Annotated in this window: 24 protein-coding genes; 13 read left to right on the top strand and 11 right to left on the bottom strand. The window is 53.1% G+C overall.

Going from position 1 to position 25,230, the window contains the following annotated elements; all coding sequences use genetic code 11:
- The first annotated feature begins 435 nt into the window (after nt 1-435).
- Nucleotides 436-969: an NYN domain-containing protein gene (locus IGQ15_RS03995; RefSeq protein ID WP_363315776.1), complete on the top strand. Its 534-nt coding sequence runs from the start codon at nt 436-438 to the stop codon at nt 967-969.
- 57 nt (nt 970-1,026) lie between these two features.
- Here IGQ15_RS03995 and petD read toward each other — a convergent pair whose 3' ends face one another.
- Both petD and petB read right to left on the bottom strand, forming a co-directional pair.
- A complete protein-coding gene (gene petD / locus IGQ15_RS03990) occupies nt 1,027-1,512 on the bottom strand; it encodes a cytochrome b6-f complex subunit IV (protein ID WP_297048851.1) in 486 nt (161 codons plus the stop codon).
- 105 nt (nt 1,513-1,617) lie between these two features.
- Nucleotides 1,618-2,265 (bottom strand): cytochrome b6, encoded by a 648-nt coding sequence (gene petB, locus IGQ15_RS03985; RefSeq protein ID WP_297048849.1) that lies wholly within the window; start codon nt 2,263-2,265, stop codon nt 1,618-1,620.
- A gap of 194 nt (nt 2,266-2,459) precedes the next feature.
- Here petB and IGQ15_RS03980 point away from each other — a divergent pair, with 194 nt between their 5' ends.
- From IGQ15_RS03980 to nusB, 9 genes are all read left to right on the top strand, one after another.
- Nucleotides 2,460-2,819: a hypothetical protein gene (locus IGQ15_RS03980; RefSeq protein WP_297048847.1), complete on the top strand. Its 360-nt coding sequence runs from the start codon at nt 2,460-2,462 to the stop codon at nt 2,817-2,819.
- A 141-nt stretch (nt 2,820-2,960) separates the two neighbouring features.
- Complete coding sequence (locus IGQ15_RS03975; RefSeq protein ID WP_297048846.1) at nt 2,961-4,247, top strand: ABC transporter substrate-binding protein; 1,287 nt, start codon at nt 2,961-2,963, stop codon at nt 4,245-4,247.
- Nucleotides 4,248-4,249: 2 nt separating this feature from the next.
- On the top strand, nt 4,250-4,741 hold the full coding sequence (locus IGQ15_RS03970) for a YajQ family cyclic di-GMP-binding protein (RefSeq protein ID WP_297048844.1): 492 nt from the start codon (nt 4,250-4,252) through the stop codon (nt 4,739-4,741).
- Nucleotides 4,742-4,754: 13 nt separating this feature from the next.
- Nucleotides 4,755-5,294, top strand: a complete 540-nt coding sequence (locus tag IGQ15_RS03965) for a DUF2854 domain-containing protein (protein WP_297048842.1) — start codon at nt 4,755-4,757, stop codon at nt 5,292-5,294.
- Nucleotides 5,295-5,471: 177 nt separating this feature from the next.
- Nucleotides 5,472-7,427, top strand: coding sequence for a molecular chaperone DnaK (gene dnaK, locus IGQ15_RS03960; RefSeq protein WP_297048852.1), 1,956 nt, complete (start codon nt 5,472-5,474; stop codon nt 7,425-7,427).
- Between the two features lie 17 nt (nt 7,428-7,444).
- A complete protein-coding gene (gene dnaJ / locus IGQ15_RS03955; protein ID WP_297048839.1) occupies nt 7,445-8,566 on the top strand; it encodes a molecular chaperone DnaJ in 1,122 nt (373 codons plus the stop codon).
- Between the two features lie 42 nt (nt 8,567-8,608).
- Complete coding sequence (locus IGQ15_RS03950; protein ID WP_297048837.1) at nt 8,609-9,718, top strand: tetratricopeptide repeat protein; 1,110 nt, start codon at nt 8,609-8,611, stop codon at nt 9,716-9,718.
- A gap of 33 nt (nt 9,719-9,751) precedes the next feature.
- A complete protein-coding gene (locus IGQ15_RS03945) occupies nt 9,752-10,423 on the top strand; it encodes a DUF502 domain-containing protein (protein ID WP_297048835.1) in 672 nt (223 codons plus the stop codon).
- A gap of 24 nt (nt 10,424-10,447) precedes the next feature.
- Nucleotides 10,448-11,086, top strand: coding sequence for a transcription antitermination factor NusB (nusB, locus tag IGQ15_RS03940; RefSeq protein WP_297048833.1), 639 nt, complete (start codon nt 10,448-10,450; stop codon nt 11,084-11,086).
- Here the strand turns inward: nusB and IGQ15_RS03935 are convergent.
- On the bottom strand, nt 11,065-11,499 hold the full coding sequence (locus IGQ15_RS03935; RefSeq protein ID WP_297048832.1) for a hypothetical protein: 435 nt from the start codon (nt 11,497-11,499) through the stop codon (nt 11,065-11,067). The two genes, nusB and IGQ15_RS03935, sit on opposite strands and share 22 nt — an antisense overlap.
- A gap of 258 nt (nt 11,500-11,757) precedes the next feature.
- On the opposite strand from IGQ15_RS03935, the gene IGQ15_RS03930 reads away from it, so the two are divergent.
- On the top strand, nt 11,758-11,991 hold the full coding sequence (locus IGQ15_RS03930; protein ID WP_297048830.1) for a hypothetical protein: 234 nt from the start codon (nt 11,758-11,760) through the stop codon (nt 11,989-11,991).
- On the opposite strand, the gene aroB is transcribed toward IGQ15_RS03930, so the two are convergent.
- From aroB to IGQ15_RS03910, 4 genes are all read right to left on the bottom strand, one after another.
- Nucleotides 11,988-13,094, bottom strand: a complete 1,107-nt coding sequence (gene aroB, locus IGQ15_RS03925; RefSeq protein WP_297048828.1) for a 3-dehydroquinate synthase — start codon at nt 13,092-13,094, stop codon at nt 11,988-11,990. The two genes, IGQ15_RS03930 and aroB, sit on opposite strands and share 4 nt — an antisense overlap.
- 33 nt (nt 13,095-13,127) lie before the next feature.
- Nucleotides 13,128-14,393, bottom strand: coding sequence for an AmpG family muropeptide MFS transporter (locus tag IGQ15_RS03920; protein WP_297048827.1), 1,266 nt, complete (start codon nt 14,391-14,393; stop codon nt 13,128-13,130).
- 56 nt (nt 14,394-14,449) lie between these two features.
- Nucleotides 14,450-17,050, bottom strand: a complete 2,601-nt coding sequence (locus IGQ15_RS03915) for a glycogen/starch/alpha-glucan phosphorylase (RefSeq protein WP_297048824.1) — start codon at nt 17,048-17,050, stop codon at nt 14,450-14,452.
- 163 nt (nt 17,051-17,213) lie between these two features.
- A complete protein-coding gene (locus IGQ15_RS03910) occupies nt 17,214-17,645 on the bottom strand; it encodes a hypothetical protein (protein WP_297048822.1) in 432 nt (143 codons plus the stop codon).
- A gap of 116 nt (nt 17,646-17,761) precedes the next feature.
- On the opposite strand from IGQ15_RS03910, the gene murA reads away from it, so the two are divergent.
- Nucleotides 17,762-19,081: a UDP-N-acetylglucosamine 1-carboxyvinyltransferase gene (gene murA, locus IGQ15_RS03905; RefSeq protein ID WP_297048820.1), complete on the top strand. Its 1,320-nt coding sequence runs from the start codon at nt 17,762-17,764 to the stop codon at nt 19,079-19,081.
- Here murA and IGQ15_RS03900 read toward each other — a convergent pair.
- The 4 genes from IGQ15_RS03900 to IGQ15_RS03885 are packed head-to-tail and all read right to left on the bottom strand — an operon-like array spanning nt 19,037 to nt 23,992.
- Nucleotides 19,037-19,609, bottom strand: a complete 573-nt coding sequence (locus tag IGQ15_RS03900) for a hypothetical protein (protein WP_297048818.1) — start codon at nt 19,607-19,609, stop codon at nt 19,037-19,039. The genes murA and IGQ15_RS03900 overlap by 45 nt on opposite strands.
- On the bottom strand, nt 19,609-20,238 hold the full coding sequence (locus IGQ15_RS03895) for a class I SAM-dependent methyltransferase (RefSeq protein ID WP_297048817.1): 630 nt from the start codon (nt 20,236-20,238) through the stop codon (nt 19,609-19,611). Before IGQ15_RS03895 ends, IGQ15_RS03900 begins: the two co-directional genes overlap by 1 nt.
- Nucleotides 20,235-22,049 carry a proline--tRNA ligase gene (locus tag IGQ15_RS03890; RefSeq protein WP_297048815.1) on the bottom strand — a complete coding sequence of 605 codons (1,815 nt, stop codon included), beginning with the start codon at nt 22,047-22,049 and terminating at the stop codon, nt 20,235-20,237. The genes IGQ15_RS03895 and IGQ15_RS03890 overlap by 4 nt, the downstream gene beginning before the upstream one ends.
- Nucleotides 22,050-22,102: 53 nt before the next feature.
- Nucleotides 22,103-23,992 carry a hypothetical protein gene (locus tag IGQ15_RS03885; RefSeq protein ID WP_297048813.1) on the bottom strand — a complete coding sequence of 630 codons (1,890 nt, stop codon included), beginning with the start codon at nt 23,990-23,992 and terminating at the stop codon, nt 22,103-22,105.
- Between the two features lie 161 nt (nt 23,993-24,153).
- Here IGQ15_RS03885 and IGQ15_RS03880 point away from each other — a divergent pair, with 161 nt between their 5' ends.
- A complete protein-coding gene (locus IGQ15_RS03880) occupies nt 24,154-25,155 on the top strand; it encodes a DMT family transporter (RefSeq protein WP_297048811.1) in 1,002 nt (333 codons plus the stop codon).
- Nucleotides 25,156-25,230 lie beyond the last annotated feature (75 nt).

Here is a 25,230-nt window from a genome sequence, read left to right as displayed (position 1 = left end):
AGCCGTGATCCCAGCTCCGCCAGTACGTGCCCTGTATTAAACGCAGTGAAAAGCATGAAGAATTGGGGGTATTGCCCCCTTTTTTGGTTTTTAAGGGGCGATCGCCAAGGAAAAAACTATAGCATCCACTATGCAGTTCTATTAAAATAGATTACAGTGCTCAAAAAAGCATTAATAAATGTTTTCTTTTTCTAAAAAGTGTTCCTATTGAACCATTAGCTAACTTTTATTTTTCTGATTACGAGCGATCGCAGAACTGATTATGTATTCTTTTTTACCTTCTTTTTATCTTGTGACCTGTTGAAGGACTAGCTCTTACTCTCTTGAACCCTGTCAAATTCCCTCCTATAGAATGTATACAACCCATTGCCTATCCAAGCTTTTATCAATGGTTCTCCTATTACACATACATCATTGATTTGTAGGTTCTCCCTAATGATGCTTCCCCATCAAGAACGACTCTCAATTTTCATCGATGGGAATAATATGTTCTATGCCCAGCAAAAAAATGGCTGGTTTTTTGATCCCCGTCGTGTTCTCGAATTTTTTACCCGTGATCCCAACATTGTATTGGTCAATGCTTTTTGGTACACCGGTCTCAAGGATATCCAAGATCAACGCTCGTTTCGTGATGCCCTTATTAACCTTGGTTATACCGTGCGTACCAAGCTGCTGAAAGAATATTACGATGAAACCCTTGGCAAGTATTACCAAAAAGCCAATTTAGACATTGAAATTGTGATTGATATGTTCAACACCGTCGGCCAGTACGATCGCATCGTTCTCTTTAGTGGCGATGGTGATTTTGAGCGGGCGATCGAGTTGCTGCGTTCCAAGAACACCCATATCACGGTTGTTTCCACCGAAGGGATGATTGCCCGTGAACTGCGCAATGCCACCGATCGCTACATTGATCTCAATGAAATTCGCCCTTTTATTGAAAAAATTGACCTGCAAAACGCCAACTAAAAAGCGCACCTAGCGATCGCCAGATGCGCAAGCCCATGAGGTGTTTTCCTAGGATGCCTAGAATAGGCCAAGGGTCAGCGACTTATCCAAGGGGAAAGCAGCACCAATCCCCAGCCACAGCGTCACCAATGTGCCAAAGAGGAAAACCGTCATGGCCACAGGACGACGGAACGGATTCTGGAACTTGTTGACATTTTCAATGAAGGGAATCAGCATCAAGCCCAAGGGAATGGAGGCATTCATGAGCACCCCCAGCAGCTTGTTGGGCACCACCCGGAAAATCTGGAAGGTGGGATAGAGGTACCACTCTGGCAAAATTTCCAAGGGGGTGGCAAAGGGATCCGCTGGTTCACCGACCATGGCAGGATCCATCACTGCTAAACCGATCACAAGGGCGATCGTGCCCATAATCACCACAGGGAAGATATAGAGCAGGTCATTGGGCCAAGCGGGTTCGCCATAGTAGTTGTGGCCCATGCCTTTTTTCAGCTTTGCCCGCAGCGCCGGATTCGTTAAATCAGGCTTTTTCAAAACTTTTGCCATAAATCAATCATTCTCCTAGAGGGTCAGCAAGGGGGAAGTTACTTGGAGCATAACAAGTGGAACCGCCGAAAAGAGCAGGCTCTGTTACATTTCTTGATGCTTGGCTTACAGGGGACCCGAAATGCCCTGCTTACGAATCATCAGGAAGTGCATCAGCATAAAGACGGCGATCAACCAGGGCAGCACAAAGGTGTGCAAGCTATAGAAGCGAGTGAGGGTTGCTTGACCGACACTTTCACCACCGCGCATCAGTTCCACCAGTTGGTCACCCACCACAGGAATCGCCGCAGGGATACCGGAAACGATTTTGACGGCCCAATAGCCCACTTGGTCCCAAGGTAGGGAGTAGCCCGTGACACCAAAGCTGACGGTAATCACCGCCAAGACCACACCCGTTACCCAAGTGAGTTCGCGGGGTTTCTTGAAGCCACCGGTAAGATAGACGCGGAAGACGTGCAGAATCATCATCAAGACCATCATGCTGGCGGACCACTTGTGAATGGAGCGGATCAACCAGCCAAAGTTGACCTCATTCATGATGTACTGCACAGAGGCAAAGGCTTCAGCCACCGTAGGTTTGTAGTAAAACGTCATGGCAAAGCCTGTGGCAAATTGGATCAAGAAACAGGTAAGGGTAATGCCACCAAGACAGTAAAAAATGTTTACGTGGGGCGGCACATACTTGCTGGTGATATCGTCAGCGATCGCCTGAATTTCGAGGCGTTCCTCAAACCAGTCGTAAACTTTGTTCATAACAGTGATTAGTCCTGCGAAACCGCTGCTTTACTTTGAAAAATGTAACATAAGCCCTCTCAGACTTTCCATATTCAGTTGTTGATTGGTGCCACCCACCGCCCGATAATAAAGTCTCAACAGCTTCAGGATGCTGACTTGGGGCTGTCTCCTTCTGCTACCTTACTCACAACAACCGCTTGGGAGGCTTTGAGATGAATCTGGTGAAGAAACTCTTTGGTGCGATTTTCGGGCTATTTGGGGCGATCGCCAAACTCTTTGGCTTGGGCAAAAAGAGCGAATTTTACATTGAACTAGATGAAAGCACGGCTGCCCCTGCTGCACTGTCAACCCCCACTAAAGCGGCAGAACCTGCCCCGACTCCTGAACCTGCTGCTCCTCAACCCGCTCAACCTGTTGCCGCCGCACCCACCTCCGTTGCCACAGCTCCCGCAGAACCCACACCGACTCCTGTCACCCCCAGTGTTCCCTACACCCGTTTTGCTCGTCGTCGTCCCGGAGCCAATATGGCCGCCTTCTTGAATATGGCGCGGCAAGTTCGTCCCTCTACCTAGGAAAACTCATCCACAGAGCATTGGATACAAAGGGGCTGTTATGTGGGAATGCCCCTTTTTTTGCGCAAGGTATCCTCTCTGCGCATTGCAAGATGCCCCCAGTTGCAGTAGGATGCTGGCAAATTGTGAGAGTACACAACTATGGGTCAACAGCCGTCAAGGGGATGGGCAGCTGCCAAGCTTTTTGCAGGGTTACTTCTCCTCTTTACCATTGGTGCCTGCGAGGCAGACACCACCACCACCGCTCCAACCGGTCAAGGACTGCGGATTGGCTCATTGTTGCCCTCAACCGGCGATTTAGCTTCGGTGGGAACCCCCATTGCTGAAGTGGTGCCCCTGCTAGTGGAAACGGTGAATGCCTGTGGCGGTGTTAATGGCCAGCCCGTCACGCTCATTGCTGCCGATGATCAATCGAATCCTGCCTCTGGGGCAGAAGCGATGACGAAGTTGGTGGAGATTGACCGAGTTGCGGGAGTCGTGGGCTCCTTTGGTAGTAGCGTCTCCAATGCCGCCGCTGATATTGCCACCCGGGGTCAAGTGATGCTCATTTCCCCCGGCAGTACGAGTACACTGCTCACTGAACGCGCCAAGAAAGGAGACTTTAACGGCTATTGGGCACGCACTGCTCCCCCCGACAATTACCAAGCCCAAGCCCTTGCCCAACTGGCCAAAGAACAGGGGTATCAACGAGTCGCCACCGTGGTGATCAACAATGACTATGGCCGTAGCTTTGAGCAGGAATTTACCCGTGCCTTCAAAGCCCTAGGGGGCACAGTGATCAATGAAGACCGCCCGACCCGTTATGATGAGCGGGCAACCACCTTCACGACAGAAGCTGCTGCTGCCTTTAGCGGGAAGCCTGATGCAGTAGTGGCGATTTTGTATCCCGAAACAGGGAGCTTGCTTTTGAAATCTGCTTTTGAGCAAGGTCTCACCCAAAACGTCGCCATTCTCCTCACCGATGGCGTCAAGTCAGAAAGTTTCCCAGAGCAAGTGGGACGCACCCCCGATGGCAAATACATTATTGCCGGTGCCAAGGGAACTGTTCCCGGTGCTGATGGTAAAGCCCTTGCTGAACTCCAAAAACTCTGGAGCGCGAAAAAAAGTGGTGACCTCCCTGCCTTTGGCGCTCAGGCTTGGGATGCTGCCGCACTCCTTGTACTAGCTGCACAGGCCGCAGGACAAAATACGGGTGAAGGAATTCGCGGTAAATTGCGCGATGTAGCCAACCCACCAGGGGAAGAAGTGGATGATGTGTGCAAGGGACTGGCTTTACTGCGGGAAGGCAAAGAAATCAACTATCAAGGCGCCAGTGGCAATGTCGATATTGATGAAAATGGCGATGTTGTCGGGGTCTATGACATTTGGCAGGTCACCGATGACGGTAAATTAAAGGTAATTGGTCAAGTGAATCCCCAAAAACCCTAGGCATGGCAACCACATTTTCCTTTGATATTGTGAGTGATTTTGACTGGCAAGAGCTGGTCAATGCAGTAGATCAAACGGAGCGAGAGATCAAAGCCCGCTATGACCTTAAGGATACTCAGACCACCCTTGAGTTAGCCAAAGAGGGACTGACGATTCACACCGATAGTGAATTTACGCTCAATTCAGTGCAAACGATTCTGCAACAGAAGGCGGCGAAGCGGCAGTTGTCTCTGAAAATTTTTGACTATGGGCCTGTGGAGGCAGCGGGTGGCCAACGGGTCAAACAGTTGATCAAATTGCGGCGGGGTATCAACTCAGAACTAGCCAAGGAGATTAGCAAGCTGATCCGCAATGAATTTAAGAAGGTGCAAGCCTCGATTCAAGGGGATGTGGTACGGGTCAGTGCCAAGTCAAAGGATGATCTACAAGCGGTGATCCAACGCCTGAAAACTGAGGATTACCCAGTGCCATTACAATTTACAAATTACCGCTAGTGGTTCAAGGGTCATGTTGGGGTCTGTATCGCTGGGAACGTTGGGGTTAATTGTCGGTTCACTGCTGACGGTGGTGGGAGTGGTGGCCTATGCTGCGGGGAATGCCACATTGAATCTGGCTGGCTTTTTCTACGGTGTGCCCCTCCTCTTGGGCGGATTGGCACTCAAAGCGGCAGAACTCAAACCGGTGCCCTATCGTGAAGCCCCAACCCCGGCGGCGATCGCTGGCCGTACCCAAGCAACCCCCACCCAAACCCAAATCCGTAAGGATGTCACCCGCTATCGTTATGGTCAAGAAGCACACCTAGATAGCACATTGGCCAGTTTAGGCCTCAGTCCCTCGGATGCTGAGCGTCCTGTCTTGGTGGCGATCGCCGAGACCTTAACGGACGGTGCTTATACACTAGTTTTAGAATTTGAAGCCCCAGCAGTGCCCCTTGAGGTGTGGCAATCGAAGCAAGCCAAGATGCAGACATTCTTTGGCCCCAATCTTCGGGTAAGCATTACGGATCAGGGAAACAACCGTGTGGCGGTGGCGCTGATTCGCGAGTAAGCCTGTGGTCAACCCTGTTCCAGTTGCTTAAGATGATTGGTAAACCGTTTTGCCCTGAATTCAGGTGTTACGATAGCATCATCATTGCGGCATTCTAGCCTAAAGAGTAGGACTTTTTGCAAGAAGTCTCCTCCTGACAAGGCATTTTTGAAAACTTCGAAAACGGCGATTACGGCTATGGGTAAAGTCATTGGCATCGACCTTGGAACCACAAATAGTTGTGTGGCAGTCTTAGAGGGGGGGAATCCTGTCGTGATCCCCAGTGCGGAGGGCGGGCGCACCACCCCCAGTATTGTCGCCTTTGGCAAATCGGGTGAACGGCTAGTGGGTCAACTGGCAAAGCGGCAAGCCGTCACCAATGCGGAAAATACCGTTTTTAGTATCAAGCGGTTTATTGGTCGCCGTTGGGAGGAAACGGATCAAGAACGTGCCCGTGTGCCCTATACCTGTGTGCCGGGTCGCGATGGCATGGTGGATGTGCAGATTCGCGATCGCACCTATACCCCCCAAGAAATTTCCGCCATGATCCTGCAAAAGCTGAAGCAGGATGCGGAAGCCTATCTAGGGGAACCGGTGACCCAAGCCGTCATCACGGTGCCAGCCTATTTTAGTGATGCGCAGCGCCAAGCCACCAAAGATGCGGGGGCGATCGCTGGCCTTGAGGTAATGCGCATCATCAACGAGCCAACGGCGGCCTCCTTAGCCTACGGCATTGACAAACAGGATCAAGATCAAACGATTCTGGTTTTTGACTTGGGCGGTGGCACCTTTGATGTCTCGATTCTGCAACTGGGGGATGGGGTCTTTGAAGTGCGCTCCACAGCAGGGAATAACCACCTAGGGGGCGATAATTTTGACGAATGTATTCTTGATTGGCTCTTGGCCTCCTTTAAGGAGCAGGAGGGGATCGATCTCTCTAAAGATAAAATGGCACTGCAACGCCTCCGCGAAGCTGCCGAAAAAGCGAAAGTGGAGTTATCGGGCACCCTGAGCACTTCGATTAACCTGCCCTTCATTACGGCTGATGAAACCGGGCCTAAGCACCTTGAAATGGAACTCACCCGCAGTAAGTTTGAGGAACTCTGCGCCCACTTGGTTCAGGCCACCCTCGAACCGATGCAGCAGGCGATCGCCGATGCGGGTCTAACCGTTCAGGATATTGACCGCGTCTTACTCGTCGGTGGTTCCACCCGTATTCCGGCGATTCAGGAGTTAGTGAAGCAATTCTGTGGCAAAAATCCCGATCGCTCCGTTAATCCTGATGAAGCGGTTGCCGTAGGTGCAGCCATTCAAGGAGGGATTCTTGGCAAGGAAACGACAGTTAAAGATCTCCTGCTGCTGGATGTCACGCCCCTCTCTTTGGGGTTGGAAACCCTTGGCGGTGTCTTTACAAAAATTATCGAACGTAACACCACCCTCCCCACCAGCAAAACCCAAACCTTTTCCACCGCCACTGATGGCCAAACCGTGGTTGAAATTGCCGTCTATCAAGGGGAGCGCCCGATTGCCAAGGACAATAAACAACTAGCCTGCTTTGAACTCACCGGCATTACTCCCGCCCCTCGAGGTGTACCGCAAATTGATGTCACGTTTGACATTGATGCCAACGGCATCCTGAGTGTGTCTGCCGTCGATCGCGCCACCGGTCGCCAACAAAGTGTGCGCATTACCAATCGCGGTGGCCTCAGCAGCATGGAAATCGAGCGCATGCGCCAAGAGGCAACAATTTATGCCCAAGCAGACCAAATCAAGAAAGAAATTGCTGAACTGCGCAACCAAGCCGATGCTTTGCTGTATAGCTATCAATCAACAATCAAAAACCATGGCATCACATTCACCCCCGATCTACGGGCACGGATTGAGCCGGTGGTTCAGAGTATGCAGGCAGCAATGGTGGATGACAATATTACCCCCGATGAAATTCGCAAGCGGATGGAAGCCCTGCAGCAGGCCTTGGTGACCTTGGGATCTGTCGTGTATCAACAGACCGCAGGCGGTTCAATGATGACCTCAACCCCGACAATGGGGGGTGCTACGATTAGTTCCCAATCCACTCAAGTTTTAGATAGTGATGCCACAGTGATCAGCGATAATGAAGAAACAGTTGTTTCAGATTATGAAGCGGTTGATTAATTTAGGTAACGGTGGCTATGGCTCGTGATTTCTATGAGATCTTAGGTGTCTCACGCTCTGCAGATGCTGAAGAATTAAAACGAGCCTATCGGCGCTTGGCTCGCAAGTATCACCCCGATGTCAACAAAGAACCGGGCGCTGAAGAAAAATTCAAGGAAATCAACCGCGCCTACGAGGTACTCTCGGATCCTGAAGCGCGAGCCAACTACGATCGCTTTGGTGAAGCTGGGGTCAGTGGTGTTGGAGCGACTGGCTTTAGTGACTTTGGTGTTGGCGATATGGGTGGCTTTGCCGATATTTTTGAAACCTTCTTTGGCGGCTTTGCCACTGGCAGTCGGCGGCAGCAAGGGCCCACCCGCGGGGACGATCTCCGCTATGAACTGAAACTGGAATTTCGCGAAGCCGTTTTTGGTGGTGAGAAGGAAATTCGCATTAACCATTTGGAAACCTGTAAAACTTGTCAAGGCACAGGGGCTAAACCCGGCACACGGCCAGTTACCTGTAGTACCTGTGGTGGCATGGGGCAAGTGCGGCGATCGGCACGAACCCCCTTTGGTAGTTTTACGCAACTAACGACCTGTCCCACCTGTGGTGGTTCTGGCGTCGTGATTGAAGATCGCTGTGAGTCCTGTGGCGGTCAAGGCCACATGCAAGTCAGCAAAAAGCTGAAAATCACGATTCCTGCTGGGGTAGACAATGGTACACGGCTACGGGTTTCGGGTGAAGGGGATGCCGGTTTGCGGGGAGGTCCTCCTGGAGATCTCTACGTCTATCTTTTTGTTGAACCCGATCCGGAGTTTCAGCGCGAAGGCAACAATATCCTATCGCGGATTAAAATTAGCTACCTGCAAGCGATTCTTGGCTGTCGAATTCCCGTGAGCACGGTGGATGGAGAGGCAGAGCTAAAGATTCCCGCAGGCACCCAACCCGGTACAGTGTTAGTCCTAGAAGGGCGAGGCGTGCCCCGTGTGGGTAATCCCGTGGCGCGGGGTGATCACCTGATTACCGTTGATGTGGAAATTCCCACCCACGTCACCCATGAGGAACGAGAGCTGCTGGAGAAATTGGCAAAAATTCGTGGCGAGCGCATGGGCAAGGGTGGTTTAGAAGGCTTCCTCGGCAGCCTATTTGGTGGTTAGGGAGCGTTGTCTAGAATAAAAAAAACATTGGGGGTGCCGGCCATGCTGACTGAGGTTTTGACAGCACTGGATCAAGGAAATTTCCAACAGGCAGAAAAATTACTGGCCACCTTGCCTCCTGAGGATCCCCGTGTCCTCCTGTGCCGAGGTCAACTCTATCTCAAGACAGAGCGGCTAGAGGAGGCTGAGTCAGACTTTCGCCAATTACTGCGGCTGAACTGTGGCCCCAAGCTGACGCAAATGGCTCGGCGCGGCCTTGAAAAAATTGAGCAAATTCGCCAACAGCAGCGGCAACAGGCGATTTTAGCAACCCATGCCGTGGTGGGAGTCGAGCAGCAGGGCCTTCTGGTTTTAGAGGGGGTGGCTGCCTCTGAGCAGCGGACGATCCTTGCCCGTCTTTTGGCCACCATGTTTAAGATTGACCCCTACACAGCGCGACTGTTGATTCCGTCGCGGGGCTGGCGTTTGATCCGCACGGGCAATTTTGCGGAACTCACCGTCTATTGCCAAGAACTGAAGCAGCAGGGGTTTGCCCTCTTTTGTGTCCCCTTTGAGGCACTGACAACCACACCCGTCTTGCAGGTGCGTTATTTTGAAACCTTGGAGCCACAGCCGCGTGTGGTGTGTACCACTTCGCTCTCGCCAGAACCCGTTGAACTTACCTTTGCTTGGTCACAAGTCAGCCAGCGAGTAGAGGGGTTGCTGCCGATTTTTGAGCAGGTGTTTGATCGCGATCACCAAGGGAAAGTCACCCGCAAAGAACAAATTCAGGATCATGCGCAGTGCTGTGATCTCCACCTCTTTCAGCAAAATCAAATCCTACGCTTTTATCGCGGCGGTTACCAGTTTCACCAAGGGACTCCCCTGAGTCAGGTGGCAGAGGTGATCCAGAGTGATTTGGATTTGGATCAAAATACCTCATGGGTGAAGTGGCGGCAGTTATCGAGTCTGTGGCAGCAGCACTGTGGCGATCGCCCCGTGTGGCAAGACTTCACCAGCTTTGCAGAAACCGCCTTGGACTTTACAGAACTCCTAAGTAAAATTCCCCCCCACATTAACCTCTTTCGCCGTGAGGCAAGTCCTTGGGATGCCGCCTTCATGCTCTACAGCAGTTTGGCCTTTCACCGTACCCGCAGTGGCAGCAACCGCTAAGCTAGAAACAGAAGTCTGCTCGTGCGAGTATCTGTGCTGCACCGACTCCAACAAGCAATTAAAAATGATCTCATTGCCGGTCTGCTGGTGGTGATCCCGCTGGCAACAACGATTTGGCTATCGATTTCTGTTTCCAGTTGGGTCTTGGATCTCCTTACCCGTATTCCCAAGCAGGTGAATCCCTTCAAAACATGGCACCCCCTGTTGGTGGATCTGCTCAATGTGGCAGTGGGGATTGTTGTGCCTTTAACAGGGATCTTGCTCATTGGCTTGATGGCACGCAATATCTTTGGCCAGTGGCTGTTGAATACGGGTGAGAGCGTTCTCAAGCGCATTCCCTTGGCGGGCACCATTTATAAGGTGCTGCAACAACTCCTAGAGACAATTCTGCGGGACTCGCGCGATCGCTTCCGGCGGGTGGTGCTTGTAGAATATCCGCGGCCGGGTCTGTGGGTCGTGGCCTTTGTCACTGGCACGATTAATGGTTCATTGCAAACGGCCTTTTCCGAGCCGATGTTGAGTCTATTTATCCCCTCGTCCCCTAACCCCACCACAGGTTGGTATGTAATTGCCAGTGAGCGAGATGTGCGAGATCTGGATATTTCGATTGAGGATGCCTTTAAGCTGATTATTTCTGGGGGGATTGTCACACCGGGATCGGTTCCGACCTCGACCCTGCCCCCCGCTCCTGCTTCGTTGCCTTAAGAACTCGTTTTTGAGGATTCACCTATGATTACTGCTCGTCGTGTTGCCCGTGAATTGGCGTTGCTCAGTGCCGCTCAAGTGTTACGCCAACCGAAATTGCTCGATGAAAGTGACTGCCGCAGCTTGATCCTCACGGCGGTACGGACGCTGGCGAGTGATGTGCGCGATACCCTCGAACAGGCTGGCACCGAACTCAGTGAAAGTCAGCGACTGCTCAACCATAGTGAGTTTCAGTTGCCCCACCTCGAAAAGGCACAGATGGTGCTTCAAGATGCCCTTAATCGCGCGGAAAAGGGCTTGAACAAAATAGGCGCTGCTCTGGATTTACCCGAAATTCTCTACTTTGCCCATCAAGAGGAAGTTCAAACCTACGCGATCGCCCTACTGCGCTGTTTGCAGCGACACCAAACGGAGATTCAAGAACTGGTGAATCGCTCAATGGTGGATTGGCAACTGGAGCGACTGACGCACTTAGATGGCGCCATTATTGAAATTGCCGTAGCAGAGATGCGCTATCTTGACGTAGCCAAGCAAGTAGCCATCAACGAGGCGATCGAACTGGCCAAACGCTACAGCGATCAGGGCAGCCACCGCTTTATCAATGGTGTGCTGCGGCGGATCAGTGAAGCTCTTGACACGGCTCAGGCGGCCACCGGTAACTGAAACGACTGCCACAATTGCTGCCGCCCCAATTCCACATCCTCCGGCCGACATTGCCAGTGGGGATGGGCACTCATCACTAAACTTTCGAGGGTTTCGCGATCAAAGAGATGCCAAGCGGGGGCACCGTCAACAGGGTGGGCGATCGCTAGCAGATTTTCAGCCACACAGTGAATTTCTAAACAGGTGGCCGCCCGCTGAACTTGCAACTGCTGCCCCGGTAGGAGCGATCGCACCGCCTCCATGATTTCCCGCAGTTCGGAGATACTCTGGACACAGACCCCCGGAATAGCCACCCGCTGCTGGGGATCCCCATTGACTTGCAGCCAATAATGACGACTGGGATCAATTCCCAAGAGCCAAGGATCAACATCATCTAAGCAATAACGGGGAGCCAAGGAGAGTCCGTGCATCATCTATCCATTTCCTAAATCAGAGCATTGATATCTGGCGATCGCAAGGGATCACTCTTGTATATGTAGTGTGATAAGTCTCCTTTATTTGATCAATCAAAGTTAATAATGCTTAATCTTTTGCCAATAGTTGTTAACAAAGCCCCATTTTGCCGCCAGCGAGATCACAGTTTTGTTACGGCAGCTACGGTTATCCAAGAGAGAATGGTTAAAATGAAGTTAAGGATAGGTTAATTCCTGAGAAAAAAGGATAGGTAAGCAATGAATAAATACGAATTTTTACATCCCCACAGCCGTTACCACGGTGAGTTTACACCTGAAAACTTTTTATTTGATGCCAACTTGCAGGAGTTTGCCACCCGAGTGAGCTACATTTCCAGCCTCGAAAACAGTGGCAAGCTCTCCCCTCAGGAAGCTTACGAGCAAATTAAAAATCTCTGGAAAGAATTAAAAGCCAGCAAAAAATGTTTGCTAGATACCCCACCCCCTAGCTAGGCTTGCAGGCGCTGGAGCGTCTCCCGAATCAGTGCGGTCGGCACCTGATCAAAAATTTCCACATGGCCAATGGCAGTGGGGAGAATAAACCGCACCTTTTGCGCCTGAACCTTCTTGTCATGCTGTAGGAGTGCCAGCAGTCTGTCGACATCAAAGTGACCTGGGATCGTTGTCGGTAGTTTTGCTTTGAGAATTAATGCTCGTTGGGCAGCGGCGGCTTCTACTGACCAATACCCCAAGGCTACCGCCAGTTCTCCAGCGGCAATCATGCCAATGGCCACAGCCTCGCCGTGGTTCAAAAGACGATAGTTGCCCATGCTTTCAAGGGCATGGCCAATTGTGTGACCGTAATTCAAAATGGCCCGCAGCCCAGCTTCCCGCTCATCCTTGCTGACCACATCCACCTTCGCTTGGCAGGAACGCTGTAGGATTTGGATCAACTGTTCAGCAGGTAAAGCAGCCATGCGATCCAAGCGCGGCAACTGACTCAACAAATCAAACAGCTCAGCATCCCAAATCACACCGTACTTAATTACTTCTGCCATGCCAGCACGAAATTCTCGCGGCGGCAGGGTTGCCAAAACATCGGGATCAATGACCACAAGACGGGGTTGATGAAAGGCACCAATGAGATTTTTGCCCTGGGGATGGTTCACCCCTGTTTTCCCGCCAATCGCCGCATCCACCATCGCCAAGAGACTGGTGGGAATCTGAACCACGGCAATCCCCCGCAGCCACGTCGCCGCCGCAAAGCCAGTTATGTCGCCAATGACGCCACCGCCAAGGGAAAAGAGGGTAGAACCCCGCTCTAAACGCTGACTCAGGGCAGCATCATAAATCTTTTCGACGGTTCTGAGGGTTTTGTAGCGTTCCCCTGCTGGGAGAATACAGGGGGTGACCTGCCAGCCCGCTTGCGTTAATGCCTCTTGCACATCCATGCCGTAGTGCCGCCAAATTTGCGGATTGGAAACGATGAGGGCGGGTGCTTTCGGCGTCAAGGGCGTATATTTGGCCAACAGTGCAGGCAACTGCCGTCGTGTGTTGACACCAATGGCAATGCGGTAGGAGTGCTCACCAAGGGGAACGGGAATCAGCGTCGTCATTGTCGGATTTGCTGGGGACAACATAAAGCATTTTCAGTCATCACTGCCGGGGCGGGGAAAGGCTGGCTTCGCCTGCCAAGGGGCAAAAAACGGCAGGAGGAGAAGTGCTGGTAAGGCAGCGCCAATCGTGAAGAGAAAAAAGAGCGGCCACCCCATGATCTCTGCCGCTTTACCTGCAGGGGCTGCTAGTATATCCCGACTAAAGGCAAACAGACTGGAGAGGAGGGCATACTGCGTTGCACTAAATTGGGGGTTGCAGAGGCTCATTAAAAGGGCGGTCAGGGCAGCGATCGCCAGCCCCGCACAGAAGTTATCAATACTAATAGCGGCCACCATCACCGTTGGGTTGGCACCGGCATTGGCCAAAACAAAGTAGGAGATATTGCTAGAAGCTTGCAATCCCCCCATAATCCACAGGGCACGGTGAATACCGATTTGACTGATGGCCGCCCCGCCGGCAAGGGCACCAACAATGGTGGCAATCAGCCCGACACCCCCTTGCACCGCGCCAATTTGGGTTTGGCTAAAGCCCTGCTGCAACAGAAAAGGGGTCATCATGTTCCCCGTGAGAGCATCCCCCAAGCGGTAGAGGCAGATAAAGAGCAAAATAATCAGCCCTGTTCCCCAACCGTAGCGCTGGAAAAAATCAAGGAAGGGGCGAATCACTGCTTGCGCCAGTGAAGGAGGCGCCGGAGGATGGACTTCGGGTTCCGGTGCCCAAAGGGTCGTGACCATGCCCACCAGCATCAGCAGTGCCATCAGGACGTAAACCACTGGCCAAGGCAGTTGATCTGCAAGAATCAGGGCTAGGGAACCCGTGACCAAGAGCGCAATGCGATAGCCAAGGACGTAAATGCCCGCACCCGCCCCCATTTCAAGCGGTTCTAGGACATCGGCACGGTAGGCATCCACAGCAATATCTTGGCTGGCGCTCAAGAAGGCAATGGCGAAGGCATTCACCGCGAGCAGCCGCAGGCTCGCCCTGGGATCCTGTACCGCCATTAGGGCGATCGCCCCCAACAAAAGCACCTGAATCAGCAGTAACCAACCTCGTCGCCGTCCCAAAAAGGGAATCGTATAGCGATCCAGCAAGGGGGACCAGAGAAACTTCAGTGAGTAGGGCAACCCCACGAGGCTAAAGAGGCCAATGGCGGTCAAGTCAATGCCCTCAACGGTCATCCATGCTTGCAGTGTTCGGCTGGTGAGAAATAGAGGCAACCCTGACGAAAAGCCCAACAAGAGCAGTGCCGCCATTTTGCGACTTTGAAAAACCCGTAGGGCTGCGCCGATTCCCGCCATTCATTTCGTTCCCCTGCTTGAGACTTGCCCTAGTGTAGAGCAAAAGGGGCAGTCACCTAAAGACTCCTGGCTTGACTGATGCGGCTGGGGCGAAAAGCAGGCCGACACGTGTCCAAGGAAACAGGAACAGGTTCAACGTGCCAGATATCTTTGCAGTACTCGGCAATCGTGCGATCGCTGGAGAATTTGCCCATGCGCGCCACATTGAGAATCGACATCTGTGTCCAGTGGGCTTTGTCACGAAAAGCTTGCGCTGCCCGTTGTTGACAGTCCACGTAGGATTGGTAGTCCGCCAAGAGCATATATTGATCCTCGTTGAGCAGGGAACTGACAATCGGTTCAAACAGTCCCGGCTCACGCGGATTGAAGTAGTTGGAAATCAGGCTGTCAATCACCTTCTTGAGCATTGGGTTGCTGTTGTAGTACTCGCGGGGATTGTAGCCCTCAGCTTTCAGGCTCATCACCTCTTGCGCCGTCAAACCAAAGAGGAAGAAGTTCTCTGCCCCCACCTCTTGGCGAATTTCCACATTCGCGCCATCCAGTGTCCCAATGGTCAAGGCGCCATTGAGGGCAAACTTCATATTCCCAGTGCCAGAGGCCTCTTTGCCAGCAGTGGAGATTTGCTCCGAGAGATCGGCGGCAGGATAGGCCATTTCGCCAAGGGAGACCGAGTAGTTGCTGAGGAAGACCACTTTGAGGCGGCCATTCACATCACTGTCGTGGTTGACCATATCGCCCACAGAATTGATCAGCTTAATGATCATCTTCGCCATGAAGTAGCCGGGGGCTGCCTTGCCGCCAAAAATAAATGTGCGCGGCTGAATGTCCATGTTGGGATTGGCTTTGATCTGCTCGTAGAGCGTAATAATGTGGAGCACCGCTAAATGCTGCCGCTTATACTCGTGGATGCGCTTAATTTGAATGTCAAAGAGGGAATAGGGATCCACCTCGATTTGGTTGTTGCGCCAGATGTACTCCGCTAGGCGTTCTTTGTTGGCTTGCTTGATTTGCTGCCACTTGGCCTGAAAGGCGGGATCCGTGGCGTAGGGTTCTAGGCCACGCAGGTCTTCAAGGTGGGTAATCCAGCGATCGCTCTTTAGTGTTTCGGTAATCAGACTGGCCAAGCGGGGATTACTCATTAATAGCCAACGGCGGGGGGTAATGCCATTGGTTTTGTTCTGGAACTTGTTGGGGTACATCTCATAGAAGTCCCGCATCAGCTCCTGCTTGATCAGCTCTGTGTGCAGTTCGGCTACCCCATTCACCGTATGGCTACCGACACAGGCCAAGTGCGCCATGCGCACCTGTTTAGGATGACCTTCCTCAATCAAAGACATGCGTGCCAAGCGGGCAATGTTGCCAGGGTAGCGCAGGCGAATCTCGTTCAGGAAGCGGTAGTTGATCTCGTAAATGATTTCCAAGTGGCGGGGTAGCAGTTGACCAAAGAGATCTACCGACCAGCGCTCGAGGGCTTCTCCTAGGAGGGTGTGGTTGGTATAGGCAAAGGTACGCTGGGTGATGTCCCACGCTTTTTCCCATGTGAGTTGGTACTCATCCACCAGCAATCGCATTAGTTCAGCCACACCAATGGCAGGGTGGGTATCGTTAAGCTGAATGGCCACTTTATCGGGAAAGGCATCAAAGCTGGTGTGCCGCCGCAGGTAGAGACGGATAATGTCCTGCAAGGAACAAGAGACAAAGAAATACTGTTGCCGCAGCCGCAATTCTTTGCCTTGGGGAGTGTTGTCGTTGGGGTAGAGAACCTTCGAGATATTCTCACTAAAGGTTTTTTCCGAGACGGCTTGGGTGTAGTCACCCGCATTGAACACCTGAAGGTTAAAGTCCTGCGCTGCACGGGCACTCCACAGACGGAGGGTGTTGACGGTATTTTTGCCATAGCCGGGAATTGGCGTATCGTAGGGCGTGCCAAAAACGGTGGTGCTAGGAACCCACCGCACCCGGTAGTGACCTTGGGCATCGGTGTAGGCTTCGGTGTGGCCACCAAACTTAACTTCAACGTTGTAATCAGGACGAGCAATCTCCCAGGGGTTCCCAAAGCGCAGCCAGTTGTCGGGCACTTCGTGCTGCCAGCCATTGGTAATGATTTGCTCAAAAATACCAAACTCGTAGCGAATGCCGTAGCCAACAGCGGGAATTTCAAGAGTCGCGAGAGAGTCGAGGAAACAAGCTGCCAAGCGTCCCAAACCGCCATTGCCTAGTCCCGGCTCCGGTTCACGATCCATGAGCTCATTAAGGTCAAGGCCAAAGTCGGCCATTGCCTGTTTAGTTTGCTCATAGAGACCGACGTTAATCAGGTTGTTCAGGAGCAAGCGACCAATGAGAAACTCTGCCGACAGGTAATAGACCACCTTGGCATCCTGCTCAAAATAGGTTTGGGCGGTTTTAATCCGCCGATGCAGCAGGCGATCGCGCACCGTGTAGGCCAGTGCCATGAAGTAATCATAGGGCGTGGCAAACATGGCATCCTTGCCCTGGATGTAGTGCAGGTTATCAACAAAGGCGCGCTTCAGGGTTTGCACTGTCATCCCTGTGCGATCGCTCTCGATATACAAATCGCAGTGTTCGTCGTCGGCAGCAGGGTTGGTGTGGGAAACTGAATTAACCGGATGACCCTTAGGAGTGGCGGAATTATTCATGCAACCTGTGGCTCTGAAGGAATCGGAAATAACTTAACTTAAAGCTAATACAGATTTGTGAAATGTACATTAGATTACCACTGCGGGAATTTTAATAATTGATTTATCTGTCTTTACATTTTTTTAATCTTCTCAAAGAGTTTGCCAAGCACTTAGGCAATCCCTAATCAAACCAACCAATTTCCGCATCGCCAAGGTGAGAGGCATTGGGGTTGGGGAGGGGAATTTCATTGACAAGGGGCTTAAATCCCACATCCTCAAAGCGGTAGGGCTGAGGCGCAGTGAGTTGGCGAATGACTTCTTTGGCCTCTTCAAATTCGGCTTCTAGCGCCTGATGGCGGGTTTGGAGTTCCTGAAGCTCATTTTCGAGGGCTTGGGCGAGATCGCGCCACGTTTGCACTTCCTGTTGCAGTTGCCCTACCTGGGTGCTCTGAGCGGTTTTCTCAGCTTCTGCGGCTGCTAACGCTGCTTTGAGGATGGCTAGTTCTTGCTCTAGTTCTGCCTTGGTGGGCTGGTGGCGACTCCGCTTGCTGGGCGCTTGACTTTGTTTGGCTGCCTCCTGCCGCAGTAAATCGCTGAGGTTTTGGTGTTCCATCAAATGACTAATTAGATTACCTGCACAATAACAGTCTCTCTCTTGTTGATCTTTGCATAAAATTCGCACTGATAGGATATAATCGCTTGGAATTCTTTTGGCTGTGAGAGTGAAATATGCTAACCTCGACCACAATGCCGCTGACCACAGAGCAGGCACACCTCAAGATTCAAGGGGGATATCGGTTATCGGGTGAGGTGAGGATTAGCGGAGCCAAGAATTCAGCATTGGTTTTGATGGCGGGGGCACTCTTAGCAGCGGATACAACCATTCTCCATGCAGTGCCTGACTTAGCGGATATTCGTCGCCTTGGGGAAATTTTACAGGCATTGGGGGTCAAGGTACAACGCCTCGGCAGTGAGGCGATCGCCATTGATGCCACGGACTTAAATACTAATGATCCCCCCTATCGCCTCGTCAGCCAACTGCGGGCAAGTTTCTTTGCTATTGGCCCTTTGGTGGCACGCTTGGGTGTTGCCCGCGTCCCCTTGCCGGGGGGGTGTGCCATTGGTGCCCGTCCGGTGGAACTGCATGTGCGTGGTCTGCAAGCAATGGGTGCCGAAGTCACAATTGATCACGGTGTTGTCACTGCCCGTGCAGCTAAACTCAAGGGGACACGGATTTATTTGGACTATCCCAGCGTGGGCGCAACGGAAACCCTAATGATGGCCGCCACCCTTGCCGAGGGGGAAACCACGATTGAAAATGCTGCCCAAGAACCCGAAGTGGTGGATTTAGCCAACTGCTGTATCGCGATGGGGGCAAAAATCTATGGCGCAGGTACCAATTCGATCACCATTGTCGGGGTCGATCGTCTCCACGGCACTGAATACGAAATTATCCCCGATCGCATCGAAGCGGGCACATTTCTCTTAGCCGCTGCTGTCACCCGCTCGGCAATTACCCTCGCACCCGTGATTCCCAGCCACTTGACTCCTGTTATCGCCAAACTTGCAGAAATGGGAGCAACGGTTGAATTTCCCGATCCCACCCGCGTCCGCTTTACCCCTGCCCAGCGCTATCGTGCCACTGACATTGAAACGCTCCCCTACCCCGGCTTTCCCACGGATATGCAGGCCTTGATGATGACATTGCTGGCCATCAGTGAGGGGAATAGTTTAGTCAGCGAAACGGTATTTGAAAATCGCTTTGGCCATGTGGCTGAACTCAATCGCATGGGTGCCGATATTCGCGTCAAGGGGAATCACGCCGCCATCCGAGGGGTGCCCTATCTTTCGGGTGCGCCGGTAACAGGTACGGATCTACGTGCCACAGCGGCTTTAGTTGTTGCTGGACTGGCTGCCCACGGCGAAACCCACGTCTATGGCTTGCAGCACTTAGATCGGGGCTACTGGCAAATTGAAGCCAAGCTGCGGGGTTTGGGCGCACAGCTAGAGCGCTATATTCCGAGTGCAGCGCCTTCTCCAGTTTTTTAGTCCGCCCTTGGGGGCAACTGCACTCTCGGTTCCCATCCCTCCTGTCCATTGCGCCATCACATTTGCCAGCACTTCAGCTACGGTGGGTGTCCAATGCTCCCATGCGCTGAGGGGTAAGGCCAGTGCCCCCCAATAGGCACCAAAAAGACAGCTTAAGAGAAAACCAGCGCTGGGTTGCTGCTTGATAACAATTTCATGGGCTAATTCTAAGTCCCAAGGGGCGATCGCCAAGGCATAGCGGATCATCTCCCCTTTCTCTAGAGGTACGGGCAGCGCCTCAGGTGCCCAAGCCGCCTCGAGGTATTCATGGAGCAGGGTCTGAATCTCCTGCAATCCTTCGGGGACTGCAATCAGAGGTTGATCCCATGATGCCAACAACTGCGGAAGCTGAACTGGCCACTCCCCTTGGTTGGGGGCTAACCATTGGTGGGGCAGTGTCTGGGCTCGATAGATATCCTCTTGAGCAATGCCCCATAGGAGTCCAAGGAGGGCACCGCGAAACTGCTCATAAGCGCCCCCTCTGACCATCACGCTGACGGCTTTTCGCCAACGACAGCATAGAAGGGATCGGTCAATCCCAGCCAAGACCAGCGACGGGGCAGATGAGTTTCAATGACCTTGAGGGAGGGAATGCTGTTGATATAGGTTTGCACCAACTGCACGCGATCGCCCTCAGTACCATCTCGCCATGCCTGAATCGCCTTCTCAAAAAACATTCGATTCGAGAAGCTGACAATGACGACCCCTTGAGGCTTGAGGATACGGGCAATTTCTGTAAAAGTGGCCTCAGGATACTGCAGGTACTGCACCGACACCGCCATCAGCACAGCATCAAAACTGGCATCCTCTAGGGGCAAGGCCAACTCTTCATTGAGATTCTGAACGAAATAACGATCCAGCCGGGGGTTACGGGCTAGCTCCGCCGCATTCATCCCATGACCCACCACTTCCTCAAAGGATAGCTCCGGAGGCAGATGAGACACCCAACTACTCATTAAATCCAAAACCCGCATCTGTGGCTGCAAGTATTGGCGGTAGAGATCCGTGAGGCGCGCCAGAAAGAAATCATCCACATGGGTTACAAAGCGCGGTGCCGCATAAAAGAGAGCATCACTGCGGCTATCCAATTTTGCGCGCTGTTGGGGACTCAGAATCATCGGGCTAACTGCTGAGCAATCTCCTTCTGAAGATAGCGAACAATCTCGGTTAAGGGGAGGGTGGATTTAGCCCCTGTTGCGCGGATCACGAGTTCGACTTCACCATTGGCGATCGCCCGCCCCGTCACCAGCCGATAGGGAATGCCAATCAGATCAGCATCTTTGAATTTCACCCCTGCCCGCTCATCGCGATCGTCGAGGAGCACCTCAATCCCTGCCGCCTGCAGCTGTTCGTAGAGGTCAGTGGCCACCTGCATTTGCTGGCTGTCCCCAATGTTGGGCACGACAATAATCACCTGATAGGGGGCGATCGCCAGTGGCCAGATAATCCCTTGGGCGTCGTGGTGCTGCTCCACTGCCGCCTGTGCCAAGCGGGAAACCCCAATGCCATAGCAGCCCATCACCAGAGGTACCTCTTCCCCCTGTTCATTGGTGTAGGTGGCCTTCATCGCCTCAGAATATTTGGTGCCCAACTGGAAAATATGGCCAATTTCAATGCCCCGTGCCGTTTGTAGGTGCTGCGTTGGATCATGGCAGGCGCGATCGCCCGCTTGGGCTTTGCGCACATCAGCCACAATTGCTGGCAAAGGACAGGATTTGCCCCAGTTGACCCCCACCCGATGCTGTTGATCGCGATTGGCTCCCGTAATAAATCCCTTCAACTCCGTTACAGTGCGATCAGCAATGCGAATCCACTGGGGAATAATTTGGGGATCGGCTTTAATAACGGCATCTTCTAAATCAGGGCCAATGTAACCAAAGGGAATGGGGGTTGCTGCCCACTCTTGGGCTGTATTGGCATCCGCCACCCGCAGATCTAGCAATTGGGTGGCCCCGTAGTTGGGCGCCAGGGAAGTGAGGGTGTTGTGCAGCTTGACGCTGTTCACCTCTTGATCGCCGCGAATACTGACCAACACGAGACCCACCCGCCCATTATCGAAAACTGCTCGATAGAGGACATTTTTCACAATTTGCGTCGGATGGCACTGCAGGTGCTCAACAAGGGCATCAATGGTTGCCGTATTGGGGGTGTCCAGCGTCGCTACCTTTTTGTATTTGTAGGTTGTGGGCACCGCGTCAGGGGGCAGCGAAACGGCCTTTTCCACATTGGCGGCATATTGGCCGTCAGCCGTATAGAGCACCTCATCTTCGCCGGCGGCAGCCAGCACCATAAACTCATGGGACCCCGATCCGCCGATCGCACCCGAATCCGCCTCCACAGCTCGAAACGTCAGGCCACAGCGCTGAAGAATACGGCTATAGGTGTCGTACATCACCTGATAGGTTTCCTTGAGGCTGGCCACATCCGCATGGAAGGAGTAGCCGTCCTTCATAATGAATTCGCGTCCCCGCATTAAGCCAAATCGGGGGCGAATCTCATCGCGGAATTTTGTTTGGATTTGGTATAGGTGAACGGGCAGCTGCCGATAGGAGCGGATTAAGTCCTTGGCAAGAGTGGTGATGACCTCTTCATGGGTGGGGCCTAGTCCCAACTGCCGCTCAGCGCGATCGGTGAGGGAAAACATGATCCCTTCGGCCTTGGTATAGGTATCCCAGCGTCCTGACTCCTGCCACAGTTCAGCGGGTTGCAATTGCGGCAGCAAACATTCCAAGGCGCCACTGCGATTCATTTCCTCACGGACGATGGCGCTGACTTTTTGCAGCACTCGCCACATCAAGGGCAGATAGCTATAGATGCCACTAGCAATCCGCCGAATATATCCCGCCCGCAGCAATAATTTGTGGCTGGGAATTTCTGCTTCCGCTGGATCATCGCGAAGCGTGACAAAGAGCATTTGCGAGAGGCGCATAGCTGGACTACCGATACTGCACAGAGCCTCTATTTTACGATGACCAGCGATCGCTAGGGGGTAGCTGTTGGTTCGGGTTCCGCTGCTGGCGGTTGAACAGGCGTAGGGGCAGCAGTGGCTTCAGGTGTCGGTGAAGGACTGGCAGGGGTAGGAGCAACCGTGGTTTTAGGTGTGGGGGTGGGAAATGCCTCAGAGGTCGGCGAGGGTGTCACTGTTTCTGGCGTCGGTGTTGCTGAAGGAGTTGATTTTGGTTCGGCTACTGGTTCAGAAGTCCCTTCAGGGGGACGGGGGGAGCTTTCCCACCCAGCGGGCGTGGGTGCTGCCTGTTGGCGTTGCCGCACGCTGAGTTCATAGTCCCACTGCCAGAGGTGGTTGAGAGCTTCACGGTAGAGGGCGCGATCGCGACCAATTTGCTCAGCGGTTTGAATGGCTTCCTCCAGTTTGCCTTCCCGTGCCAAGCGAATGGCTCGATCCAAGATGGGACGATCCTCCATTTCTTCGAGTTTTTGTTGCCACTCATTGCGGTAGTTGGCCACCACGGAAGCGAGCACCGCATTGCGCGGGAAAGATTGAAGAACCCTTAGGGCAGCTTGGTACTGCTTCTGTTCTGCAAGGGCGATCGCCGCATGGAGGAGGGGCTGCTCATCAATCGTGCCTAGATCCCGTTGCCAAAGGGCAATTAAACCCTGGGCTTGACCCCGTTCTGGCTGACCAAGGGGCACCTGCCGAGCTTGCGCAATGGCCAAGGCATACCCCCAGCGCAGATGGGAACTGGCGAGCCACGATGCCCACTGAAGATGCTGTTGGTTACGCAACTGTTGCTGCCATGTTTTGAGATAGGCTTGAGCCGATTCATAGAAGGGATCTGTGGTGGGAATCTGCTGCGCACGGGCGATCGCCTCCCAGTAGCCCAAAACCGTTCCCTTGGCCGCAAGGGCTTTGGCCTGCCCCAAGATCACAATCGGGCGATCGTGGTAGGACACATCGAGAGCGGGGGCAATTTTTTCAATCAGTGCTAGGGCACCCTCGCGATCGCCAGCCGCTAAGCGCTCTTCAGCGTACACAAACACTTCAGGAATCCAACGGCGAATATCCGCTTGGGCTTGGGAATAGACAACGGCCTCTGGGGGAATTTTCAGAGCCAGCATGACCGCCTCGGCCAGTTCATTGGCCGTTAACCAAGCCGCCAAATCCCGTGCCTGTACCAGTTGTACCCACGCATCCTGTTCTTGGGAGATGCGCACTGAGAGCTTTTGTGCCTGTTCGCGCCAGTAGTCGGTGCCCAACTGATTCATCAGTTTCACTTGCAGTAATGCCAATCCCCAGTCCTGCTGGCGCAGCGCCGCCTCAGCCGTTGCCAACAAGTTTCCCCCTTCTCCCACATTCGTTGCGGTCAGTAGTTCTTGAGCTTGGGAGTAGCTCGCTGCGGTGGTGGGGATTTTTTTCAAGAGCAGCGTTGCCAGATCAATATTGCCTTGGCTCAACTGCTGACGGGCAATCACGAGTAGGGCGGCTGACCATTCATCCACGCGCCGCTTCGCTTGAGGAAAAAGAGGGTGATCTTCGGGCCACTGACTGACGGTTTCAATGGCTTGAGCAAGAGAGGGTAAGTTGCCGTGGCGGGCTGCTTGATCGGCACAGTAGAGGCGATCGCCATCGCTCATGACGAGGCCGGGGTGACGACAATCGGGCAAGGGGGGTAAAACCAATAGCCAAGCACTGGCGGTCATCAGGGTTGCCCCGGAGATTAAAAAGGGGATGAGCCAAGGCCACCCCTCGTATGCCATGAGTCGTTGGCGGTAGGTTTGCCAGCGGGAGGGCAGAGATGCAGTGACTGTTGTCCCCCCAGGGGCGATCGCTAGCGCCGCTGACTTAGGAACCCGCCGGAACCACCGTTGCCAAACCTCTAGTGCTTTCATTTCCTGCTGCGGCTCCTCACCCACTGCCTAAAATTTCCCTAGGATGCCAGGGAAGTCGTTAGAACTTGTTATAGCAAATCAACTTGGCAATTCCCTCCTAAAGTTGCCGTTTCCCAGGGCAGGATTATAATTTAAGGATACGAATCGCAATAATCCTTAACATTTTTCCTGATTTTGCAACGCCTGTGACTACACTCTGGCAACGCTTGATTCTAATTTCCCCCTTTTTCTTTTGGGGAACTGCCATGGTGGCCATGAAAGAGGTGATGCCCCATACCTCGCCGCTGTGGGTTGCCGGGGTGCGCCTTGTGCCCGCAGGCCTTCTGGTTTTAGCGGTGGCGATCGCCCTCGGTAAGCCCCAACCCAATAGCTTACGGGCGTGGGGATGGATTAGTCTTTTTGCCCTTGTGGATGGCTTTTTATTTCAAGGCTTTTTGGCCACTGGCTTAGCGAAAACGGGTGCTGGCCTTGGCTCCGTCATGATTGACTCCCAACCCCTTGCGGTGGCATTGCTGTCCCGCTGGCTGTATCAAGAGCGCGTTGGCGGCTGGGGCTGGCTGGGGCTATTTCTTGGCTTAGTGGGCATTAGCGGTATTGGTCTAGGCGATGATCTCTTGACTTTGCTCCATCAACCCAGTGCATGGCAAGGTATTCCTTGGGGACAGTGGTGGCAGCGAGGTGAACTGTGGATGCTGTTGGCTGCCCTCTCGATGGCAGTGGGGACGATTCTCATGCGTCCCTTGGCACGCTATGCGGATCCCGTTGTGGCTACCGGTTGGCACATGGTCTTGGGCGGGTTGCCCCTATTGCTCCTGCCGAGTCTGAATACCCCAGCACCTTGGGCGGCCCTACAGTGGTCAGATATCCTCAATCTGGGCTATGCCACCTTCTTTGGTAGTGCCCTGTCCTACGGTGTCTTTTTCTATTTTGCCGCCAAGGGGAATCTCACGAGTCTCAGTGCCCTGACGTTTCTCACCCCAGTATTTGCCCTCACCTTTGGGCATTGGTTCTTGGGGGAAACCCTGAGTCGGGTTCAGTTGCTAGGAGTGGGTCTGACGCTCGTTAGCATTTACCTCATCAATCAGCGCCAAGTGCTTGGGCAGTGGTGGCAACAACTCCCCTTACCCACCCGCTTGCGTGAATCGACAACGTCTGTCAGCGTTAAGGTGGTTGATCAGATGAAATAGCCTGAGCATCCGAGCCGCAGCGTTCCCCGACCCCAGCACGTTTATGAATCAACCCATTCACCTGATCCAGTTATC

Origin of the sequence: Thermosynechococcus sp. M98_K2018_005, assembly GCF_015295825.1 — a bacterium.
Classification (GTDB): domain Bacteria; phylum Cyanobacteriota; class Cyanobacteriia; order Thermosynechococcales; family Thermosynechococcaceae; genus Thermosynechococcus.
This window is presented reverse-complemented; position numbering and strand designations above follow the sequence as displayed.

Excerpts from the sequence above, each read along its gene's own strand:
- IGQ15_RS03970 (WP_297048844.1), top strand. The coding sequence starts at position 4,250 with ATGGCAACCACATTTTCCTTTGATATTGTGAGTGATTTTGACTGGCAA.
- IGQ15_RS03995 (WP_363315776.1), top strand. The coding sequence starts at position 436 with ATGATGCTTCCCCATCAAGAACGACTCTCAATTTTCATCGATGGGAAT.
- IGQ15_RS03910 (WP_297048822.1), bottom strand. The coding sequence starts at position 17,645 with ATGGAACACCAAAACCTCAGCGATTTACTGCGGCAGGAGGCAGCCAAA.
- aroB (WP_297048828.1), bottom strand. The coding sequence starts at position 13,094 with ATGACGACGCTGATTCCCGTTCCCCTTGGTGAGCACTCCTACCGCATT.
- petD (WP_297048851.1), bottom strand. The coding sequence starts at position 1,512 with ATGGCAAAAGTTTTGAAAAAGCCTGATTTAACGAATCCGGCGCTGCGG.
- IGQ15_RS03920 (WP_297048827.1), bottom strand. The coding sequence starts at position 14,393 with ATGGCGGGAATCGGCGCAGCCCTACGGGTTTTTCAAAGTCGCAAAATG.
- IGQ15_RS03935 (WP_297048832.1), bottom strand. The coding sequence starts at position 11,499 with ATGATGCACGGACTCTCCTTGGCTCCCCGTTATTGCTTAGATGATGTT.
- murA (WP_297048820.1), top strand. The coding sequence starts at position 17,762 with ATGCTAACCTCGACCACAATGCCGCTGACCACAGAGCAGGCACACCTC.
- IGQ15_RS03965 (WP_297048842.1), top strand. The coding sequence starts at position 4,755 with ATGTTGGGGTCTGTATCGCTGGGAACGTTGGGGTTAATTGTCGGTTCA.
- petB (WP_297048849.1), bottom strand. The coding sequence starts at position 2,265 with ATGAACAAAGTTTACGACTGGTTTGAGGAACGCCTCGAAATTCAGGCG.
- IGQ15_RS03930 (WP_297048830.1), top strand. The coding sequence starts at position 11,758 with ATGAATAAATACGAATTTTTACATCCCCACAGCCGTTACCACGGTGAG.
- IGQ15_RS03950 (WP_297048837.1), top strand. The coding sequence starts at position 8,609 with ATGCTGACTGAGGTTTTGACAGCACTGGATCAAGGAAATTTCCAACAG.
- IGQ15_RS03980 (WP_297048847.1), top strand. The coding sequence starts at position 2,460 with ATGAATCTGGTGAAGAAACTCTTTGGTGCGATTTTCGGGCTATTTGGG.
- IGQ15_RS03890 (WP_297048815.1), bottom strand. The coding sequence starts at position 22,049 with ATGCGCCTCTCGCAAATGCTCTTTGTCACGCTTCGCGATGATCCAGCG.
- nusB (WP_297048833.1), top strand. The coding sequence starts at position 10,448 with ATGATTACTGCTCGTCGTGTTGCCCGTGAATTGGCGTTGCTCAGTGCC.
- IGQ15_RS03975 (WP_297048846.1), top strand. The coding sequence starts at position 2,961 with ATGGGTCAACAGCCGTCAAGGGGATGGGCAGCTGCCAAGCTTTTTGCA.
- IGQ15_RS03900 (WP_297048818.1), bottom strand. The coding sequence starts at position 19,609 with ATGGTCAGAGGGGGCGCTTATGAGCAGTTTCGCGGTGCCCTCCTTGGA.
- IGQ15_RS03915 (WP_297048824.1), bottom strand. The coding sequence starts at position 17,050 with ATGAATAATTCCGCCACTCCTAAGGGTCATCCGGTTAATTCAGTTTCC.
- dnaK (WP_297048852.1), top strand. The coding sequence starts at position 5,472 with ATGGGTAAAGTCATTGGCATCGACCTTGGAACCACAAATAGTTGTGTG.
- IGQ15_RS03895 (WP_297048817.1), bottom strand. The coding sequence starts at position 20,238 with ATGATTCTGAGTCCCCAACAGCGCGCAAAATTGGATAGCCGCAGTGAT.
- dnaJ (WP_297048839.1), top strand. The coding sequence starts at position 7,445 with ATGGCTCGTGATTTCTATGAGATCTTAGGTGTCTCACGCTCTGCAGAT.